The organism is Nostoc sp., assembly GCF_036919895.1.
Classification (GTDB): domain Bacteria; phylum Cyanobacteriota; class Cyanobacteriia; order Cyanobacteriales; family Nostocaceae; genus Nostoc.
Genome location: NZ_JBALBW010000123.1, coordinates 64,021 through 80,309 on the forward strand (window position 1 = coordinate 64,021; position 16,289 = coordinate 80,309).

At 38.4% G+C, this 16,289-nt stretch carries 11 protein-coding genes; 7 read left to right on the forward strand and 4 right to left on the reverse strand.

Going from position 1 to position 16,289, the window contains the following annotated elements:
- Positions 1 to 16: 16 nt before the first annotated feature.
- Positions 17 to 1,129 (forward strand): hypothetical protein, encoded by a 1,113-nt coding sequence (locus V7K55_RS24230; RefSeq protein WP_334835316.1) that lies wholly within the window; start codon positions 17 to 19, stop codon positions 1,127 to 1,129.
- Here the strand turns inward: V7K55_RS24230 and V7K55_RS24235 are convergent.
- Both V7K55_RS24235 and V7K55_RS24240 read right to left on the reverse strand, forming a co-directional pair.
- The gene (locus V7K55_RS24235; RefSeq protein ID WP_334835319.1) at positions 1,107 to 3,023 is read right to left on the reverse strand and encodes a DNA cytosine methyltransferase; all 1,917 of its coding nucleotides are present in this window, start codon (positions 3,021 to 3,023) and stop codon (positions 1,107 to 1,109) included. The genes V7K55_RS24230 and V7K55_RS24235 overlap by 23 nt on opposite strands.
- 279 nt (positions 3,024 to 3,302) lie before the next feature.
- Positions 3,303 to 4,220 carry a metallophosphoesterase family protein gene (locus tag V7K55_RS24240; protein WP_334835321.1) on the reverse strand — a complete coding sequence of 306 codons (918 nt, stop codon included), beginning with the start codon at positions 4,218 to 4,220 and terminating at the stop codon, positions 3,303 to 3,305.
- 135 nt (positions 4,221 to 4,355) lie between these two features.
- Between V7K55_RS24240 and V7K55_RS24245 the strand changes: the two genes are divergently transcribed.
- From V7K55_RS24245 to V7K55_RS24265, 5 genes are all read left to right on the forward strand, one after another.
- Positions 4,356 to 5,231, forward strand: a complete 876-nt coding sequence (locus tag V7K55_RS24245; protein WP_334835323.1) for a hypothetical protein — start codon at positions 4,356 to 4,358, stop codon at positions 5,229 to 5,231.
- A 217-nt stretch (positions 5,232 to 5,448) separates the two neighbouring features.
- Complete coding sequence (locus V7K55_RS24250) at positions 5,449 to 6,297, forward strand: ATP-grasp domain-containing protein (protein WP_334835325.1); 849 nt, start codon at positions 5,449 to 5,451, stop codon at positions 6,295 to 6,297.
- A 33-nt stretch (positions 6,298 to 6,330) separates the two neighbouring features.
- Positions 6,331 to 6,465, forward strand: coding sequence for a hypothetical protein (locus V7K55_RS24255; protein WP_334835328.1), 135 nt, complete (start codon positions 6,331 to 6,333; stop codon positions 6,463 to 6,465).
- Positions 6,466 to 6,475: 10 nt separating this feature from the next.
- Positions 6,476 to 7,045: a Uma2 family endonuclease gene (locus V7K55_RS24260; RefSeq protein WP_334835330.1), complete on the forward strand. Its 570-nt coding sequence runs from the start codon at positions 6,476 to 6,478 to the stop codon at positions 7,043 to 7,045.
- A gap of 226 nt (positions 7,046 to 7,271) precedes the next feature.
- A complete protein-coding gene (locus V7K55_RS24265; protein WP_334835426.1) occupies positions 7,272 to 9,128 on the forward strand; it encodes an aspartate kinase in 1,857 nt (618 codons plus the stop codon).
- Between the two features lie 194 nt (positions 9,129 to 9,322).
- On the opposite strand, the gene V7K55_RS24270 is transcribed toward V7K55_RS24265, so the two are convergent.
- Positions 9,323 to 10,228 (reverse strand): hypothetical protein, encoded by a 906-nt coding sequence (locus tag V7K55_RS24270; protein WP_334835332.1) that lies wholly within the window; start codon positions 10,226 to 10,228, stop codon positions 9,323 to 9,325.
- A 371-nt stretch (positions 10,229 to 10,599) separates the two neighbouring features.
- Here V7K55_RS24270 and V7K55_RS24275 point away from each other — a divergent pair, with 371 nt between their 5' ends.
- A complete protein-coding gene (locus tag V7K55_RS24275; RefSeq protein ID WP_334835334.1) occupies positions 10,600 to 12,657 on the forward strand; it encodes a tetratricopeptide repeat protein in 2,058 nt (685 codons plus the stop codon).
- A 253-nt stretch (positions 12,658 to 12,910) separates the two neighbouring features.
- Here V7K55_RS24275 and V7K55_RS24280 read toward each other — a convergent pair whose 3' ends face one another.
- Positions 12,911 to 15,766 (reverse strand): tetratricopeptide repeat protein, encoded by a 2,856-nt coding sequence (locus V7K55_RS24280; protein WP_334835336.1) that lies wholly within the window; start codon positions 15,764 to 15,766, stop codon positions 12,911 to 12,913.
- Positions 15,767 to 16,289 lie beyond the last annotated feature (523 nt).

Consider the following 16,289-nt stretch of genomic DNA (forward strand, 5'->3'; position numbering starts at 1 on the left):
GTTTGCTTAATTTTTAATGAAAAATTTAAAACATACAGGCTTTTGCTTTACTTTAACAATAAATGATGGAAATATTTTAAATCTAGATTTTGCCAAGAAGGGAGAGGCTAATATTTTTGAAACTTTGAATTTATTTTCTTGTTTACTTCATTCCTTTAAGCCTGATGAAAATTCAATTTGGCGAAAACAAAAACGTCTCGATGTTGAAATAAAAGGATGGCCATCAACCATAGAATGGGAAAGATTATCTGATACAAATTTTAAAGGTGTAATACAAGTCTCTAGCGATTTTAATTTTGAAGAATTGGCAGAAACTTTAAATACAGCAATTAAAAATATTACCGTCCCTGTAGAAATAAAAACAGATAAATATTATCAGTTTCAAATAGGAAATAAATCTCATTGGAATGAATACTTGTTCAAATCTCGTGGACGGGAAATTTGTGGATTATGTATTCTATATGACACCGAATTTCATACTAGAGATGAGCTTGAAGTTTCCATTGAAAAAAAATACCAGCCTCACAATATAAGCAAACTTACTATTGGCAATAACGATACAACAATTTCTCGATTATATGGAGATCCTAGTAAGATAATTGATTATTTTAGAAACCAAGGATGGACAAGAGAGGGTGACAACCCAACTTTAATAACTAAGCGTGAAAGAAGACAGGAAAAATATAGATTAACTAGTGTTCAACAAAACCTTAGTTTACAAGTTTCTCGATCAACTATCAAGCATTCATGGAAACTTGAATTATTCAGTCTTCATAACAACACCTGTAGATTATGTCATACAAAATATGAAAACATTAAATTTTTGTCTCCCGATCATAGAATTCCAGCAATTGTTCAGCCAGAAAATTTAACAGGTGAAAATTATAAAGAAAAGCTAATGACCTTATGTATTTATTGTAACCAAAGAAAGAGGGAATTTACCAAGAAGGTTTCTCCAACCTACGATTGGGAGAATAGCCCTTGGGCATACCCAGAAAAATTTCAGCAGAAAAAAATAGTTGAGGATATTGAGAGGTATGCTATTGCTCACAAAAAATCGATTACTCAAGTAATAAACGAAATAATACTGCTTCTCCAAAACCACACTAGCAATTCAGACAATTATTAGTCAGTGCTTTGTAAACCGAAGATGCAACTGCTTCTGCAACAGGGCAGGGTAGTGCGTTCGCAATTTGGCGGTAAACAGATGTCATTGAGCCAATAAATTCAAAGTCGAGAGGAAAGCCTTGTATATAAGCCATTTCCCTGCACGTTAACCTACGTTTATTTGAAGGGTGATGCATTACCATTGCTCCCCCTTTATGATCGCCTCTAGCTGTAATTGTTGGGCATGGTAAGTCAGGATTAATACGTCTATTTGATATATACCCATTAAACTTTAGTTTAAATTTGGAATATACATGATTTTTCAAATTGTGTTTCTTGTCAGGATCAGGAAAATTTGAAAGTGCCTGTCCCACAGATATATACGATTTAAAATCACTAGGTTGTGGAGGAAAGTCGATTTCTATTGTTATATCTTCTCTCTGTCCTAAAATAATAACTCTTTCTCTAGTTTGTGGAACTCCATAGCCCGCGGCATTTAAAATAGCATATTTGCACTTATATCCGCATTTATTAAAATCTTCTAATATATTCTTAAAAACTTTCCCTTCATCAAGGCTAAGAATACCTTTGACATTTTCAGCAATAAAAATTTTAGGCTTTTTAATTTGTATTACTTTTACAAGATATTCATATAGAATATTCCTATTATCATGAATGCTACGTTTCATATTGGCTATTGAAAAACCCTGACATGGGAATCCACCTATAAGAACATCACAATCAGGAATCTCGTTTAGGTTGTAGTCTTCAATATTACTATTAATTATATGATTACCTATATTTTTTCGGTATGTTTGCACAGCATCTTCAAAGTTGTCAATTGCCCATACAATATCAAACCCAACTTTTTTAAATCCTAAGTCCATTCCTCCTGCGCCAGAGAATAAAGAAACAATATTGATTTTTTTAGTTTCTCTATCTTGTTTTTCTATAAAAGTTTTTAATCTATCATTGGCTTCTATAAATTCTTGTGCTATTTTTTCTGAATATAATACAGGTACGGCATTACCAATTTGGCGATACATTGAGGTTATACTTCCTGTAAATTCAAAATCGGATGGAAAAGTTTGAATAAATGCTGATTCTCTAACATTTAATCGCCGTATTCCGTTAGGGTGTGGAATTGCACATACTCCACCCTTGCCATTCCCTCTAGCGATAATTGTCGGACATGGTTTATCACCATTGGTTTGTCTATGTCCCGTGTAGTTTCTATATGAAACTTTATACTGTGAGCCTACTAAATTCGTAGTTGGTTTCAATTTTTCTAATTTTTCCAATGCTGAATTAATCGTAATCCATTTTTTGATATTTTTATCTTTTTCAGAATAGTCTGGCAATGGATGCTTGACTCTAGCTTCTGTAGGGAGGTCGTTTCTTGTACCTAAAATAATAACTCGTTTTCTAATTTGTGGAACTCCATGATCAGCCATATTAACCAGTTCATAGGTTACATAATAACCAACTTCTTGTAATTCTTCTAAAATCTTTTGAAAAACAAGCCCGTCGTCTAGACTTAAAATACCTTTTACATTCTCGGCCATAAACCATTTAGGCTTTTTATCTTGTATTACCCTTAACATTTCATGATAAAGTTCATTTCTTACATCATCTTTCGAACGAAATTTATTGGCTACTGAAAAGCCTTGGCATGGGAATCCACCAACAATTATATCGGCATCAGGAATTTCTCTTGAATGAACATCACAAATTGATCTATTAATAATATGATTGCCTATATTTTTTTTATATGTCTCTACGCAGTCTAAGTCATTATCAATTGCCCAAAGAATTGACAATCCTTGTCTTTGAAATCCTAAATCAATACCTCCACACCCTGAGAATAAACTAATAACAGTAGTTTGACTATTTTGAGTATTTTTAAGATTTGTCATAAAATATTAATAGTTTCGCAAAAAAAAGAGTATGGAAAAGGAGGGCTGATGTGGTATAGTAGTTCGACGCTGATACCAATAATTACAGTTGGTTAAGCTTCATGAAAAGGGAGCATACACTTTTAGCAGATCGCCTTTTTTAGACCAACCATATATTAGGGTTTTTGTCATCAAATAATTATGTTTCTTCCAAAAGTGGATGCTCCCCATGAAAATCAAGCGTCAAATCACTGATTCGGCGAAAGGATTGCATTTTAAAACGCTTGACTTTCATCATACTTACGCTGATTTTAATTGAATAATCCCTTTATCAAAAACGCGATTATTAGTAGCGATCGCACTTATTTCTATTCTATCTTTATACACCTCATAAGAAGCAAAACTTAAATCACTGGTAGAATACTCTGTCCAATCAGAACGCCCTACAGGACGATTACCAGCACCTGCGCCACAAATTAAGTAAGTCGTACCATCAATAGCACGAGTGCGTTCATAATTGTGTTCGTGACCATTGATGTAAAGTTGAACGCCGTATTTTTTAAATAGAGGAGTGAAAGTTTTAATAAAATCTGGATTACTCCCATACTGACCCGATGAATAAATTGGATGATGGCCAAACACCACTTTCCAAGGAACATTGCTAAGACTTAATTCTTTTTCTAACCAACTTAGCTGGTTTTTCCAATCAGCATTACCGTTAGTATCTAAAGCAAAAAACTGTACTGAATTACGTTTAAATGTATAGTAACGTCCCTTCATATTAAAGCCAGCATACTTGATTTGTGGCTCACCGTTGGCAGTACGAATATCGTGATTGCCTAAACAAGCCTGGAATTTCACACCAAGCTTGAGCAAAGGTTGATAAGGACGCTCAAAAACTTCGCCAATTTTTTCAATCTCGCCGTTATTGTAAATGTTATCTCCAGCTAAAACGACTAAATCATAAGGATTTTTCTGATGATACGCATTCATCGCTCCAGCCACGGCATACTGTCCTTTAGCGCCAGTTCCCGTATCTGCTACAGACACAAAACGTAATGATAAGTCTTTTTTGGCTGGGTTTGCGGCTATAGCTGTTGTTGAATCGCTAATATCAGCACTTTGATGATTTTGATGAGCTAACATCCAGGCTAAAAATCCTGTACCAATGGCGCTGAGGCTACTTAAAAATATAAATTGACGGCGTTTCAGGTTCATAAGTCACCAAATTTAATAAATAGTTAGTTTAACGGAAACAATGAGCAATGAAGTGATACATTAAGGCAGAAGAAGGCAGCACCAGTAATAATGTACGTTGTTTGTCTTTGATTCGCTGCTTTTGGTGAAAGTTCCATGTCACAAGACAATCAGTCAAAACCGACGGATGAGCAGGTAAATCAACCTCCCCAAAAACCTTACCAGAGAGTTCAGCCATTTTGGAAGGCTAAAATTATCCAACTTCTCCAAGGGACGATTGGGGTTTTAGAAACAACGGTGGAGAAACTGGAGACAGCACCTCCACCGGGTACTGAGGAAACACTCAGTTTTTTGCAGCAGTTTCAGTTGCGATGGGGTGGACTTTTAAGGACAATCCGCTTGTTTTTACCATCAAATTTGTCAACAAAGTTATCAGATATAGCTTTAACGGGAATTGTTACTGCAATTACTGTAATTTTTGTTTGGACAACTGCGATTGTCTTAACTGGTAAACCTACTGAAGTAGCCACAGTTCCACCGGTTGAAGAGGTTCCTACACCAACACCAACGATCGCAACTCCACCGCAGTCAGTCGTACCAGAACCGCCGCCGCCACAGCCACCAGAGGAAATTACGCCGCCGCCAGAACCGGAAATCAAACCGGAAATAGAACCAATTCGCACGCCAACACCGACACCAGTCATAGAATTGACACCAGAACAAGCCTTGATTGCGGCTATTGAGAATCAGGTAGCTGAAACTAGCGATCGCATTGCCTCTGGTCTGATAAAGTCAATTCAAGCGAACTTTCGCACGAGTAATTTGACTATTAAAATTAGTGACGATTGGTACACTCTCAAAGAATCTCAGCAGGACAAACTAGCTGCGGAGATATTACAACGCTCTCAAGAACTTGATTTTACCCATTTAGAAATTATCGACTCTCAAGATAAGCTGATAGCGCGTAACCCAGTTGTCGGTACTGAAATGGTAATTTTTAAACGCCAAACAACAAGTTCAAATAATTCGTAATTCGTAAGCACATTATAAAAAGTGTTGAATTGATATAGCGGTTCTCAGTTGAGTGAGGTACAAGAACCCCACCCCCAACCCCCTCCCCGCAAGCGAGGAGGGGACTATGATGTACCTCATGTGATTAGTAAATGCTATATCCATCCATTCAAGTAAAGTATGTGTTCTGCGATAATTTATATCAACACTTAATTGTGACGTTTAACTTCAAGTATTTATGTTAGATAACCTTTCGCTATTGCTCAAGGCTTGTGAAAATTTAAATATCAGCTATGAGATTATTCATCCGGCTGAAAACTTAGTAAGAATAAAACTGAATAATAAACAACATTACTTTTGTAATTATAGTACTCCAATAATCAATCAAGCAGTAGCACAAATTATCAAAGACAAGGAATATACCTATCATATTTTAAAGAAAAAAGTTAAACTTCCTCGGACAGTAGGCTTTCTTTCCCCTTTTTGTGACTTGCAATATAAGATTTACTTAAAATTTCCTAGTTTTGAAGATATTATATTAGAAATCAAAAAAAAATTTGAAACGCCTGTAATTGTTAAACGTAATTCTGGCTCAAGTGGACATAACGTTTTTTTATGTCAGAATACAGATGAAGTTGAAACTGCTTTAAAAGAGATTTTTAATATTAATAATAAAAAGTATGATTACGTTGCGATCGCTCAAGAGTTTATTCACATAAAATCTGAGTATCGAGCCGTTTTTTTAAATAAAGAATTAGTTCTACTCTATGAAAAAGATGTAACTAATGCAACTTTTGTAGGCAACCTCAGCCCTCTCCATTGGGATGGTGCAAAAGCAAAGTATATCAACGATCCACAAATATTGTCTGAGATTGCTAATTTTGCTAGACCAGTTTTTGAAGAATTAGACATTGATTATGGTGGTTTAGATATCGTCTTAGATCGGGATAACCAATATTGGTTAATTGAAATCAATTCTCACCCAAATTATACTATTTTCACTAGAGACAATGGAGAGGAGCCAGTGTTGAGGGTTTTTGAAAAAATGCTCATTAGCCTTAACAAAAAGGAAGCCAAGGAATTTTAAACCAAAAACAACGTACAGAGATGATCAAGTTATTTGCGCGATAAATTGGCAGTTGAAAGCATTGAAAAACTATTCCGCATTAAACAAACTCATCCCGTGATTCAGCAACGCCGAAATCTACAAGCGATCGCAAACGCTACCCTAGAAATCAGCATCACTTTAACTTAGAAGTTTCAACATGATAGCCTCACCCCAACAAAACTACCTCACCGCCCAAGAGTACCTCCAAATGGAGGAACAGAGCAATATCAAGCATGAATATATAGACGGTTACATCTACGCAATGGCTGGAGCGCTTGAAGCACATGTTACCATCGCTCTTAACCTTGCCGCTCTCCTCCGTAATCATGTCCGCGGTTCTGGTTGTCGTGTTTACATCGCTGACATGAAAGCCAGAATTGAATCTCTAAATCGCTTTTATTATCCCGATGTGATGGTTACTTGCGACGAACGAGATCGAGAAACGCCAGGTTATAAAAGATTTCCCTGTTTAATTGTCGAAGTTTTATCTAATTCTACAGAAGCCTTTGACCGGGGCGACAAATTCGCTGATTATCAAACACTGGAAAGTCTGCAAGAGTATATATTAATTAATACCAAACGTCAGCGAGTCGAGTGTTTTCGACGCAACGATCAAGGAATGTGGGTTTTGCAATCCTACACAGCAGAACATCAATCATTTCGACTCAACAGCGTGGATTTTGAGGAAACAATGGCAGCACTTTACGAAGATGTAGTTTTTGAATAATCAACTGATGATTGGGTATGCTACACAATTTTTAGTAAACTAAATATCTATTAATATCTTCAACGCTTCCTATAGCGTTTCCCAGTCTGGTGAGATACAAGAACCCCACCCCCAACCCCCTCCCCGCAAGCGAGGAGGGGGCTATGATGTAACTCGTATGATTAAGAAACGCTATAACCCGGCGGAGGCATTGAGCAAAACAGACACAATTGATTGCATAAAAGTTATGGCGCTCATAGTTCAGAAATACGGTGGTACATCTGTCGGTTCGGTGGAACGCATTCAAGCTGTTGCACGACGTGTTTATAAAACTGTCCAAGCTGGAAACTCTCTGGTAGTAGTGGTTTCGGCTATGGGCAAAACCACCGATGGACTCGTCAAACTCGCTAATGAAATTTCTCCCAATCCTAACCGCCGGGAAATGGATATGCTGCTTTCTACTGGCGAACAAGTAACCATCGCCTTACTCAGCATGGCTTTGCAGGAACTCGGACAACCAGCAATTTCCATGACTGGCGCTCAGGTAGGAATTGTTACCGAAGCTGAACACAGCCGCGCTCGAATTTTGCATATTGAAACTACTCGCCTAACTCGCCACATAAATGCAGGTAAAGTTGTTGTTGTAGCAGGGTTCCAAGGTACATCCAACGCCGGGGAAATGGAAATTACAACTTTGGGGCGCGGTGGTTCTGACACTTCGGCAGTGGCGATCGCAGCCGCATTAGGAGCAAGCTTTTGTGAAATCTATACAGACGTTCCAGGGATTTTAACTACAGACCCGCGCTTAGTTGCCGAAGCCCAATTGATGGATGCTATCACCTGCAATGAAATGTTGGAACTAGCTAGCTTGGGTGCAAAAGTGTTGCATCCCCGCGCTGTGGAAATCGCTCGTAACTATGGTGTTCCCCTTGTAGTTAGGTCTAGCTGGACAGATGCTCCCGGTACTTGGGTAACATCAGCCCAACCCCAAGGGCGATCGCTAATCAATCTTGAAATTGCCCGTCCGGTAGATGCTGTAGAATTTGACACTAACCAAGCGAAGGTGGCTTTGTTGCGCGTACCTGACAAACCAGGCGTAGCAGCAAGGTTATTCGGCGAAATTTCTCGGCAAAAAGTAGACGTAGATTTGATTATTCAGTCAATTCATGAAGGTAACAGCAATGACATTGCCTTTACTGTCACCACACCAATCTTAAAACGGGCAGAAGCCGTAGCCGCAGCGATCGCCCCAGCACTGAGAAATCCATCTAACCCCAAATCTGACGAAGCCGAGGTAATGCTAGAACATAACATTGCCAAAGTCAGCATCGCAGGCGCAGGAATGATTGGCCGTCCTGGTGTAGCTGCAAAGATGTTTGCCACCCTAGCCGAAGCTGGCGTGAATATTCAGATGATTTCCACTAGCGAAGTGAAAGTAAGTTGCGTAGTCAATGCCGCAGAATGCGATCGCGCCGTCACCGCACTCCGCGCCGCCTTTGAAATTGAGGCAGGGGAGCAGGGGAGCAGGGGAGCAGGGGAGAGTGCATGTATAGATTCCCCTCTGCCCCTCCGCCCCTCCGCCCCCCTGCCCAATTGTCCGCCCGTTCGTGGCGTTGCTTTAGATTTGAATCAAGCGCGTCTTGCTATTCGCCAATTACCAGATCGGCCAGGGATGGCGGCGAAGCTGTTTGGATTATTAGCACAGCATAATATCAGCGTTGACATGATTATTCAATCTCAGCGCTGTCGGGTGATTGATGGTGTTCCCCGGCGAGATATTGCCTTTACAGTCTCGCGGATAGACGGGGAAAGTGCCAAAGAAATGCTTACTCAAGTAGCAGCAGAGTTAGGATGGGGTGAAGTTGTTTTAGATAGTGCGATCGCTAAGGTGAGTATTGTCGGTGCGGGTATGATAGGACAACCAGGTGTTGCTGCAAAAATGTTTGAAGCGCTAGCCCAACACCAAATTAATATTCAAATGATTGCCACCTCAGAAATTAAAATTAGTTGTGTAGTAGCACAAGAGGAAGGTGTTAAAGCTTTGCAAGTCATTCATGCCGCTTTTGGACTAGCTGGTAGTGAGAAAGTTGTTGTGCCAGCGTAGAACTGAATTTTAATAATTTGTAATTACTAATGATATCATGTCCGCTAAATTACCCATAAGAAAAGAACCCCTCCCCGCAAGCGGGGAGGGGAGACAAAGCATAGCTTTGGCGGGGTGGGGTTCTTCGCATCTAATAAGCAATCAAGCGGACATGATATGACAATCGCTGACTTGCTAATGCTGCGCTAACGTGATTACGTTAGCGTCGCGGGGCGTAGCCCATTACAATTATTTTGATGCCATTTTTCCATCATGGCAACCATTTCTGAAAGCCGACGTTCACCACACCAAACTAAATCAAGTTTTTTGAGTTGATTGAGGCTGATGCCGCCTTCTTCCTCAGCAATCCGGTGATATTCTTTATCTCCCATTGCTGCTAATAAATGCCCAAAAATAATAATTTCATCGAACTGGGGATTTGTTTCTGGATCGTTCAAAATTGCCATTGCTCGTTCTTGCGATAGTTCTTGCAGAGCATTGGCAATAAATCTTGTAGGAAAGTCAACATCCTGAAGTTGAGGATGACGCGATACTAATCCAGCCAACAGCACTCCTAGATAGGCGGCTGCTTGAGAATTACTCAGTAACTCCATTTGTTGGATGGCAATCTCGGTTAAATTGGTAAAAAATGCACACCCTAACAGCTGTTCAATGGTGGTAACTGGATCTAAAACTGGCGAAGACTCTAACTGTGACTCAAATGCTGCCTGATGCTCCTGTGGCACTTGGCTAAGTAAGACTTGTTTGGCGCGATCGCTTATAATAATGCTGCGATCGGGCCCAGAGCTAAAATCTTTGCCCGGTTCCAAATAATTACTCACTAAAATTTGAAAGACGTTACTTTGAGCTTTTTCCTCCATCTGTTCGTATTGAGCTTGTCCAAGAAAAATCTGACAAAACCAACTGTGACTGTCAGAGTCGCATTCGATCATTACCTCATTAATAATCAAATCAGTTAACTTTTCTACTCCCAAAATCCTTTGCCAATCTTCAATCAAGCTATTAATAGCAGCAATATCGCGATAATTGAGCGCCTTGAGCAATTGACGCTTCGCAGTAGCTACCAAGGTTTTTTTTCGCCCAAATACGTTTATTTTCAATTTTTATCTGGGGTTTTAGATAATTTAAACTGTTATTTTTTTACCTTATTTGAGGATTAGGTGTCATGGGTGAGATTGCTGAATAGCCCCGATCAAAATATGCTTCCATATATGTTCACCTCTTTTCCTGAGCCTCGTTTAACTGAAAAATTTTACTTAAGCCTGGCAATATGTAGGCGGATTAAGTCTGCCAAATTCTCTTAAAAAAGAAAAATATTACTAGCAATATATGGCATTAGCTAATAATTAGTATTTTTATCTACCAGAAGGGAATTGACTTTTTTTGAATAAATGTTTTTTTACAAAAAAAACTAGTTGCCAGTAATAACACGTAAGCTATAATCAAAAGATTTATATATCTATATTAATTGATGCCTATTCATTTACGAGATGGACGTTACCGAATACTAAAAGTTCTGAATGATGGGGAAGTGCCAGAAACCTATCTAGTGGAGGATGCTAATTTTCCGGAGAGCCAATTTATAGTAAAACAGTTACGTAATCCTAGTAGCAATCCTCAAACTCTAACCAGCCTACACCGCTTGTTTGCCAGTAAAGCAGCAACTTTAGAAAAACTAGGGCAGGAACACGATCGAATTCAGAAGCTAATTGCTTACTTTGAAGAAAACGAAGAATTTTATATAGTTCAAGAATTTATCCCTGGGAATCCTTTAACTGACGAAATTATCCAGGGACAACCTCTGAGGGAAGACCAAGTAATTAATTTTTTATCAGAGATATTAGAAATTTTGGTGATTGTACATAGCTATGGCGTAATTCATCGGGACATTAAACCAGCAAATATTATTCGTCGGGAATCAGATAAAAAGTTAGTTTTGGTTAATTTTGGCACTTTGAATGAAGCCATCACTAATACCATTGATAATCTCGAATATATGCCTATAGAACAAGTTAACGGTAACGTTAAGTATAACAGCGATCTATATGCTTTAGGTATAGTTGCGATCGCAGCACTTCTAGGTTTACCTGCAAACGAAATATCTAATTTGCGAAATCAGAAAAATCGGCTGATAGGTGAAATAGTTTGGCGGAACAAAAATATAAAAGTTAACAGTAAATTAGCAAAAATTATTAATAGAATGGTGCGTTTTGACTACCGTAAGCGTTACCAGTATGCAACTGAAGTTTTAGACGATCTGAAAAAGTTAACAAATTTTGAAGTTCAGCCAAAACAGCACGATAAAAAATTATTAATAGTTTTGGCCGGGATAATTGGCTTAACCACACTTGGGGTAGGAGTGTGGTTTTTGCATTCGCCAAAACCTGTAAGTAATGCTCAAAAACAATTATATCAAGAAGGAGTAAATAAATATGAGGCAGGAAACTATGAAGGAGCAGTTGAAGATTTCAATCACGTTCTTGAATTAGATCCAAAAAATGCTTTGGCTTATAATAGGCGAGGCGATGCTTATTATCGATTAGGAGACTACGAGCAAGCAGAAGCAGATGCGAGTCAAGCCATTTTACTTAATCCTCAAGATGCTAATGCCTATTTTGACCGAGGGTTTGCTTTTTCGGGATTAGGCAAATATAAAGAAGCGATCGCAGACTATACCCAAGCGATTAAGTTAAATTCTGAGGATGCTTATGCTTACTATGGACGGGGGTTAACCCGCGTTCAACTGAAGGATAATAAAGGGGCGATGGGAGATTTTAGCAAAGCGATCGCTCTTAAACCCCAGTATACTGAAGCCTACTTACAGCGAGGGATTCTCCGCCGTCGCCTCAGACAAAGACTTGAAGCAATCGAAGATTTTGATAAAGTAATTAAGATTAATCCTAGTGATGCTAAAGCTTATTATCAAAGGGCTTTAACTCAATCTATTAATAAACAAAAAGATGCAGCCATTAAAGATTACACAGACGCAATTAACATTAATCCCAAATATATAGAAGCATATCTTAATCGAGGTGATGTTTATAGCGATCTAGGAAATAAAGTCGAAGCTACTGAAGATTACAATACTATTTTACAAATCGATCCTAAATTTATTGCCGCTTATATCCACAGAGGTATACATCGCTTTTCCTTCGGAGATTATAAGGGTGCTATTGAAGACTATACCGAAGCTCTGAAACTAGATCCTAATAATATAGTAGCTTACAACAACCGTGGTAACGCCTATCTCGAACTAGGAAATAAAAAATCTGCCAATCAGGATTATTCACAAGCGATCGCAATTAATGCTAACAACGCCTTAGCTTATTATAACCGGGGTGTGATTCGCACCAAGCAGAAAAATAAACAGGGTGCGATCGCAGATTTCAAAAAAGCTGCCAAACTGTTCCAACAGCAAGGCGAAAAAGATAGTTATCAAGATGCACAGAGAGAAATTGCAATTTTGCAAAATAATTCATCACCAGCGAAAACTTCTCATCCTAAATCAGGGAGAATGGAAAAAAATTGAGTCACGACTCAATAGATTTTGCTGAAATTGCTAATAATCTCAGAGCAAAACGTAACGTAGTAGATGAAGATTAAAAGGCTGAGGGTTCAATCCAGAAAAAAAAACTATAGAAAGATTTGCGAATAGCTGCGATCGGGAGCATCCATTTTTGGAAGAAACATAATTCTTCGGTGTCAAAAAGCCTACTGTATGGTTAGTCTAAAAAAGTTGATCTGCCAAAAGTGGATGCTCTCGTACCGAACGCTCTTCGGACTCAAATTATCCAGCCTTCCCAAAGTTTCAAGTTAGGTTGTTTTTGTGAAATTTCATTTTGCAGTAATTCCAGATTTTTACGAACAGTAATTGTTTTGGGATCAGTTTCTTTTAATGTTCGCTCAACAATTCTCAAGGCTTCAAGCAACAGGGATTCTGCTTCGGTATACCTTCTTTGAGCTTGGCGGAATAGAGCCAAATTGTTGTAACTGCTTGCGACATCAGGATGTTTTTCTCCTAGCAACTTTTGCCTTAATTTTAATGCTTTGAGCAACAACGGTTCGGCATCTGAGTGCCGCCCTTGAGCAAAGTAGAGTAGAGCCAAGTTGCTGTAACTGCTTGCGACATCAGGATGCTCTTCTCCTAGCAACTTTTGCCTTAATTTTAATGCTTTGAGCAACAACGGTTCGGCATCTGAGTACTGCCCTTGAGCAAAGTAGAGTACTGCCAAGTTGTTGTAACTGGTTGCGACATCAGGATGCTCCTCTCCAAACAAACTTTTGCTTAGGGCTAAGGCTTTGACGTAGAGTGTTTCTGCTTCTTTGTACCGCCCTTGATTTTTGTAGAGTAGAGCCAAGTTGTTGTAACAGGTTGCGATATGAGGATGCTTCTCTCCAAACAAACTTTTGGTTATGGCTAAAACTTTGACGTAGAGTGTTTCTGCTTCTTTGTACCGCCCTTGAGCAAAGTAGAGTGCTGCCAAGTTGTTGCAATTGATTGCGGTATGAGGATGCTTCTCTCCCAGCAACCTTTTGGTTATGGCTAAAACTTTGACGTAGAGTGTTTCTGCTTCTTTGTACTGCCCTTGATTTTTGTAGAGTAGAGCCAAGTTGTTGTAACTGGTTGCGATATGAGGATGCTCCTCTCCAAACAGTTTTTTTCTTAGCGCTAATGCTTCCTCATACAATGATTTAGCATTAGAATAGTCCCCTTGGTATCTGTAAATATTAGCTAAGTTATTTAGACTGGTAGCGAAATCGGGATGTTCTTTTCCTAAACGTAATTCTACTTTTAATACACATTCCTTATACCAAGGTTCTGCTAGTTTGTACAAACCCTGTTGCTCAGAAAACATACCTAAGCTAATAAAAGGGTAAATTAAATTTTCATCACTGAGTACATCAACAAGATTTTTTGCTACTTCTTCTAAATGTGGTATTGCATCTTTTACTCCTTTAATGTCCTCTTGAGTTCGTGAATAAGAAATTTTTTTAGCAATTACTACAAAAATATCTACAAAGCACTGTTTCAACTCTTTTACTTCTTCTGAGGCTTCTAGCTTGATTTTCAAAAATTCTCGAATTAAAGTATGAATTGTATAATATTCACTCTTTTTATAATTTTTATCAAATTCAACTACTTTTTGAATAAAATGGAACTTATATAATTGTTCATTAGCACTTTCAACATCAATTACAACCCATTTTAATAAATTACTTATATCTTTTACCCATCCCCACCCAATATTTTTTGGTGCGAATAAGCTTAATAATTCAGCAACACTTTGTGTTTTCTCATCAAATTCCCGCCAACTTAATTCAAATGCAGCTTTTACACCTCGATGTGCTGTACTTAAACTTGTTTTTTGCAATTTTTGTTCCTGGGGGTTGATAGCTTCATTTTCCAATAGCTGTGCTTTTAGCTCCTTTAGCATCCTAGCTATATCCCACAAAGGTTTTGCCTTTAAATACCGTCCGACTAACTCTATACCTAAAGGTAAATAACCTAACCATTCACATAACTCTTTAGCTTTTTCTAATTCCCAGTTGCCTTCCGGTTTCAATAAGGCTTCTAACAATTGCAAAGCCTCTTCTTCTGACAGCACATCTAAACATATTTCTTGAATGTTGATGTCTATTCCTCTTACTCGTGTTGTTATTAATACACGAAAACGATTAGATTCTGGCAATAATTCTAGACAATCTGCTAATTCTGTCAAATCATCTATGACTACCAACACTTCTCCTTGCTGTGGTTGCCAGTTTCTCCAGCAGTAAGCTACCTGTTCAGTAAGACTTCGTTGATTTCCCTGAGAATCTTGCTGCGGTACTGACAAATTCATATTCTCAGTAGCATACTTCACAATTTCTGCTGCTAAATTTGATCCTCTCGCATTTAACCAACAGATACCTCCCGAATAATCTACTTCATATCTTCGTGCATACTGTGTTGCTAATTCCGTTTTGCCTACACCTCCCATCCCCGATATAGCAGATATTCTTCTTATTGAACCTGGCTTTTGAAACTCTTTATGCAATGTCACAAGCTCATTTTCTCGTCCTACAAAGTTAACAGACAGTCCAAATAAAAGGTTATAGGGGGGATTTAACTTTATCGGTTCCGGTTCGGTATTCTTCTCTTCCACCTCATCTACAGTAGACTCATAAATTTTACCAGCCTTCGATTTTTTAGCTTGTGCTTGGCGCTTCTTCCATTCTCCATCTTCTTTATCGGAGCCAAACAACCATTCAATGTTTTCTTCTTTTTTGTCACTGTTGTAGCGAAACTTCAAAACGAAATGCCAATAAGGACTGCTTGTTTTATTTTTGGGATGAGTTGTTTCACGTTTGTCTTCTAGGATATCTAGGTTCGACAGACAAAGGATTGCATTCCGAATTGCCTCAGTATTTTCTTTATCTGAATCATTTTTTACCACTAGTTTGGCAAGTATTTTTAACGTCGCATACCTTACCCATAACTTATAATGACCCTCATCAGGAGTTTTATCAACCCAAAAAGCTTTAAAATAGTTCTCTAGCTCTTCGTATTTGCATTTTTCAGTAACAGTGAATAAAGCCTCGATCAATTTTTTAGAAATTTCTATCCCATCCTTGTAGCTAGCGTGTCGCTTGTTCATCCAAATATCACCATCAAGAACCACAAGATTTAGAAAAAAAGTTTTGAGCGTTCTGAAATTCCGTAGGTAAAAATCTGTCGAATGCCAAATTATTTGTCCACTTGCCAAATCATTGTCTTTAGTAGCAAAAAAGTAGAGTAGCAAAAAAGTAGCAAAAATAATTATATTATATAGTTATATAGTCATACATTCACGCTATCTCAATTGCTCATTCAGTGCAAGTATTTAAAGCACAGATTTCTAGCAGACTTGCACTGAAATAGGTATTCATTACAAAGCGATGCCTTCTGCGGGCGTAGCCATCGCAGAACTTTTCGGTCTACTGAAACTACACTAAAGTTCAAGTCTTTCCCTCTCCGAGTCGGAGAGGGAAGATTTTGCGTAGTAAAGCCAGGGAGAGGTTTCACAACTTACGCTAATTAGGCGGTTACTACATGAGCTGTCTAAGAGGTTGTTTGAAAAGGGTCGTTTGACCTAACAGTTAGCACAGTAAAGCATCTCAGTATAGGGCTAGAACCTTGAT

Excerpts from the sequence above, each read along its gene's own strand:
- V7K55_RS24230 (WP_334835316.1), top strand. The coding sequence starts at position 17 with ATGAAAAATTTAAAACATACAGGCTTTTGCTTTACTTTAACAATAAAT.
- V7K55_RS24235 (WP_334835319.1), bottom strand. The coding sequence starts at position 3,023 with ATGACAAATCTTAAAAATACTCAAAATAGTCAAACTACTGTTATTAGT.
- V7K55_RS24240 (WP_334835321.1), bottom strand. The coding sequence starts at position 4,220 with ATGAACCTGAAACGCCGTCAATTTATATTTTTAAGTAGCCTCAGCGCC.
- V7K55_RS24245 (WP_334835323.1), top strand. The coding sequence starts at position 4,356 with ATGTCACAAGACAATCAGTCAAAACCGACGGATGAGCAGGTAAATCAA.
- V7K55_RS24250 (WP_334835325.1), top strand. The coding sequence starts at position 5,449 with ATGTTAGATAACCTTTCGCTATTGCTCAAGGCTTGTGAAAATTTAAAT.
- V7K55_RS24260 (WP_334835330.1), top strand. The coding sequence starts at position 6,476 with ATGATAGCCTCACCCCAACAAAACTACCTCACCGCCCAAGAGTACCTC.
- V7K55_RS24265 (WP_334835426.1), top strand. The coding sequence starts at position 7,272 with ATGGCGCTCATAGTTCAGAAATACGGTGGTACATCTGTCGGTTCGGTG.
- V7K55_RS24275 (WP_334835334.1), top strand. The coding sequence starts at position 10,600 with ATGCCTATTCATTTACGAGATGGACGTTACCGAATACTAAAAGTTCTG.
- V7K55_RS24280 (WP_334835336.1), bottom strand. The coding sequence starts at position 15,766 with ATGAACAAGCGACACGCTAGCTACAAGGATGGGATAGAAATTTCTAAA.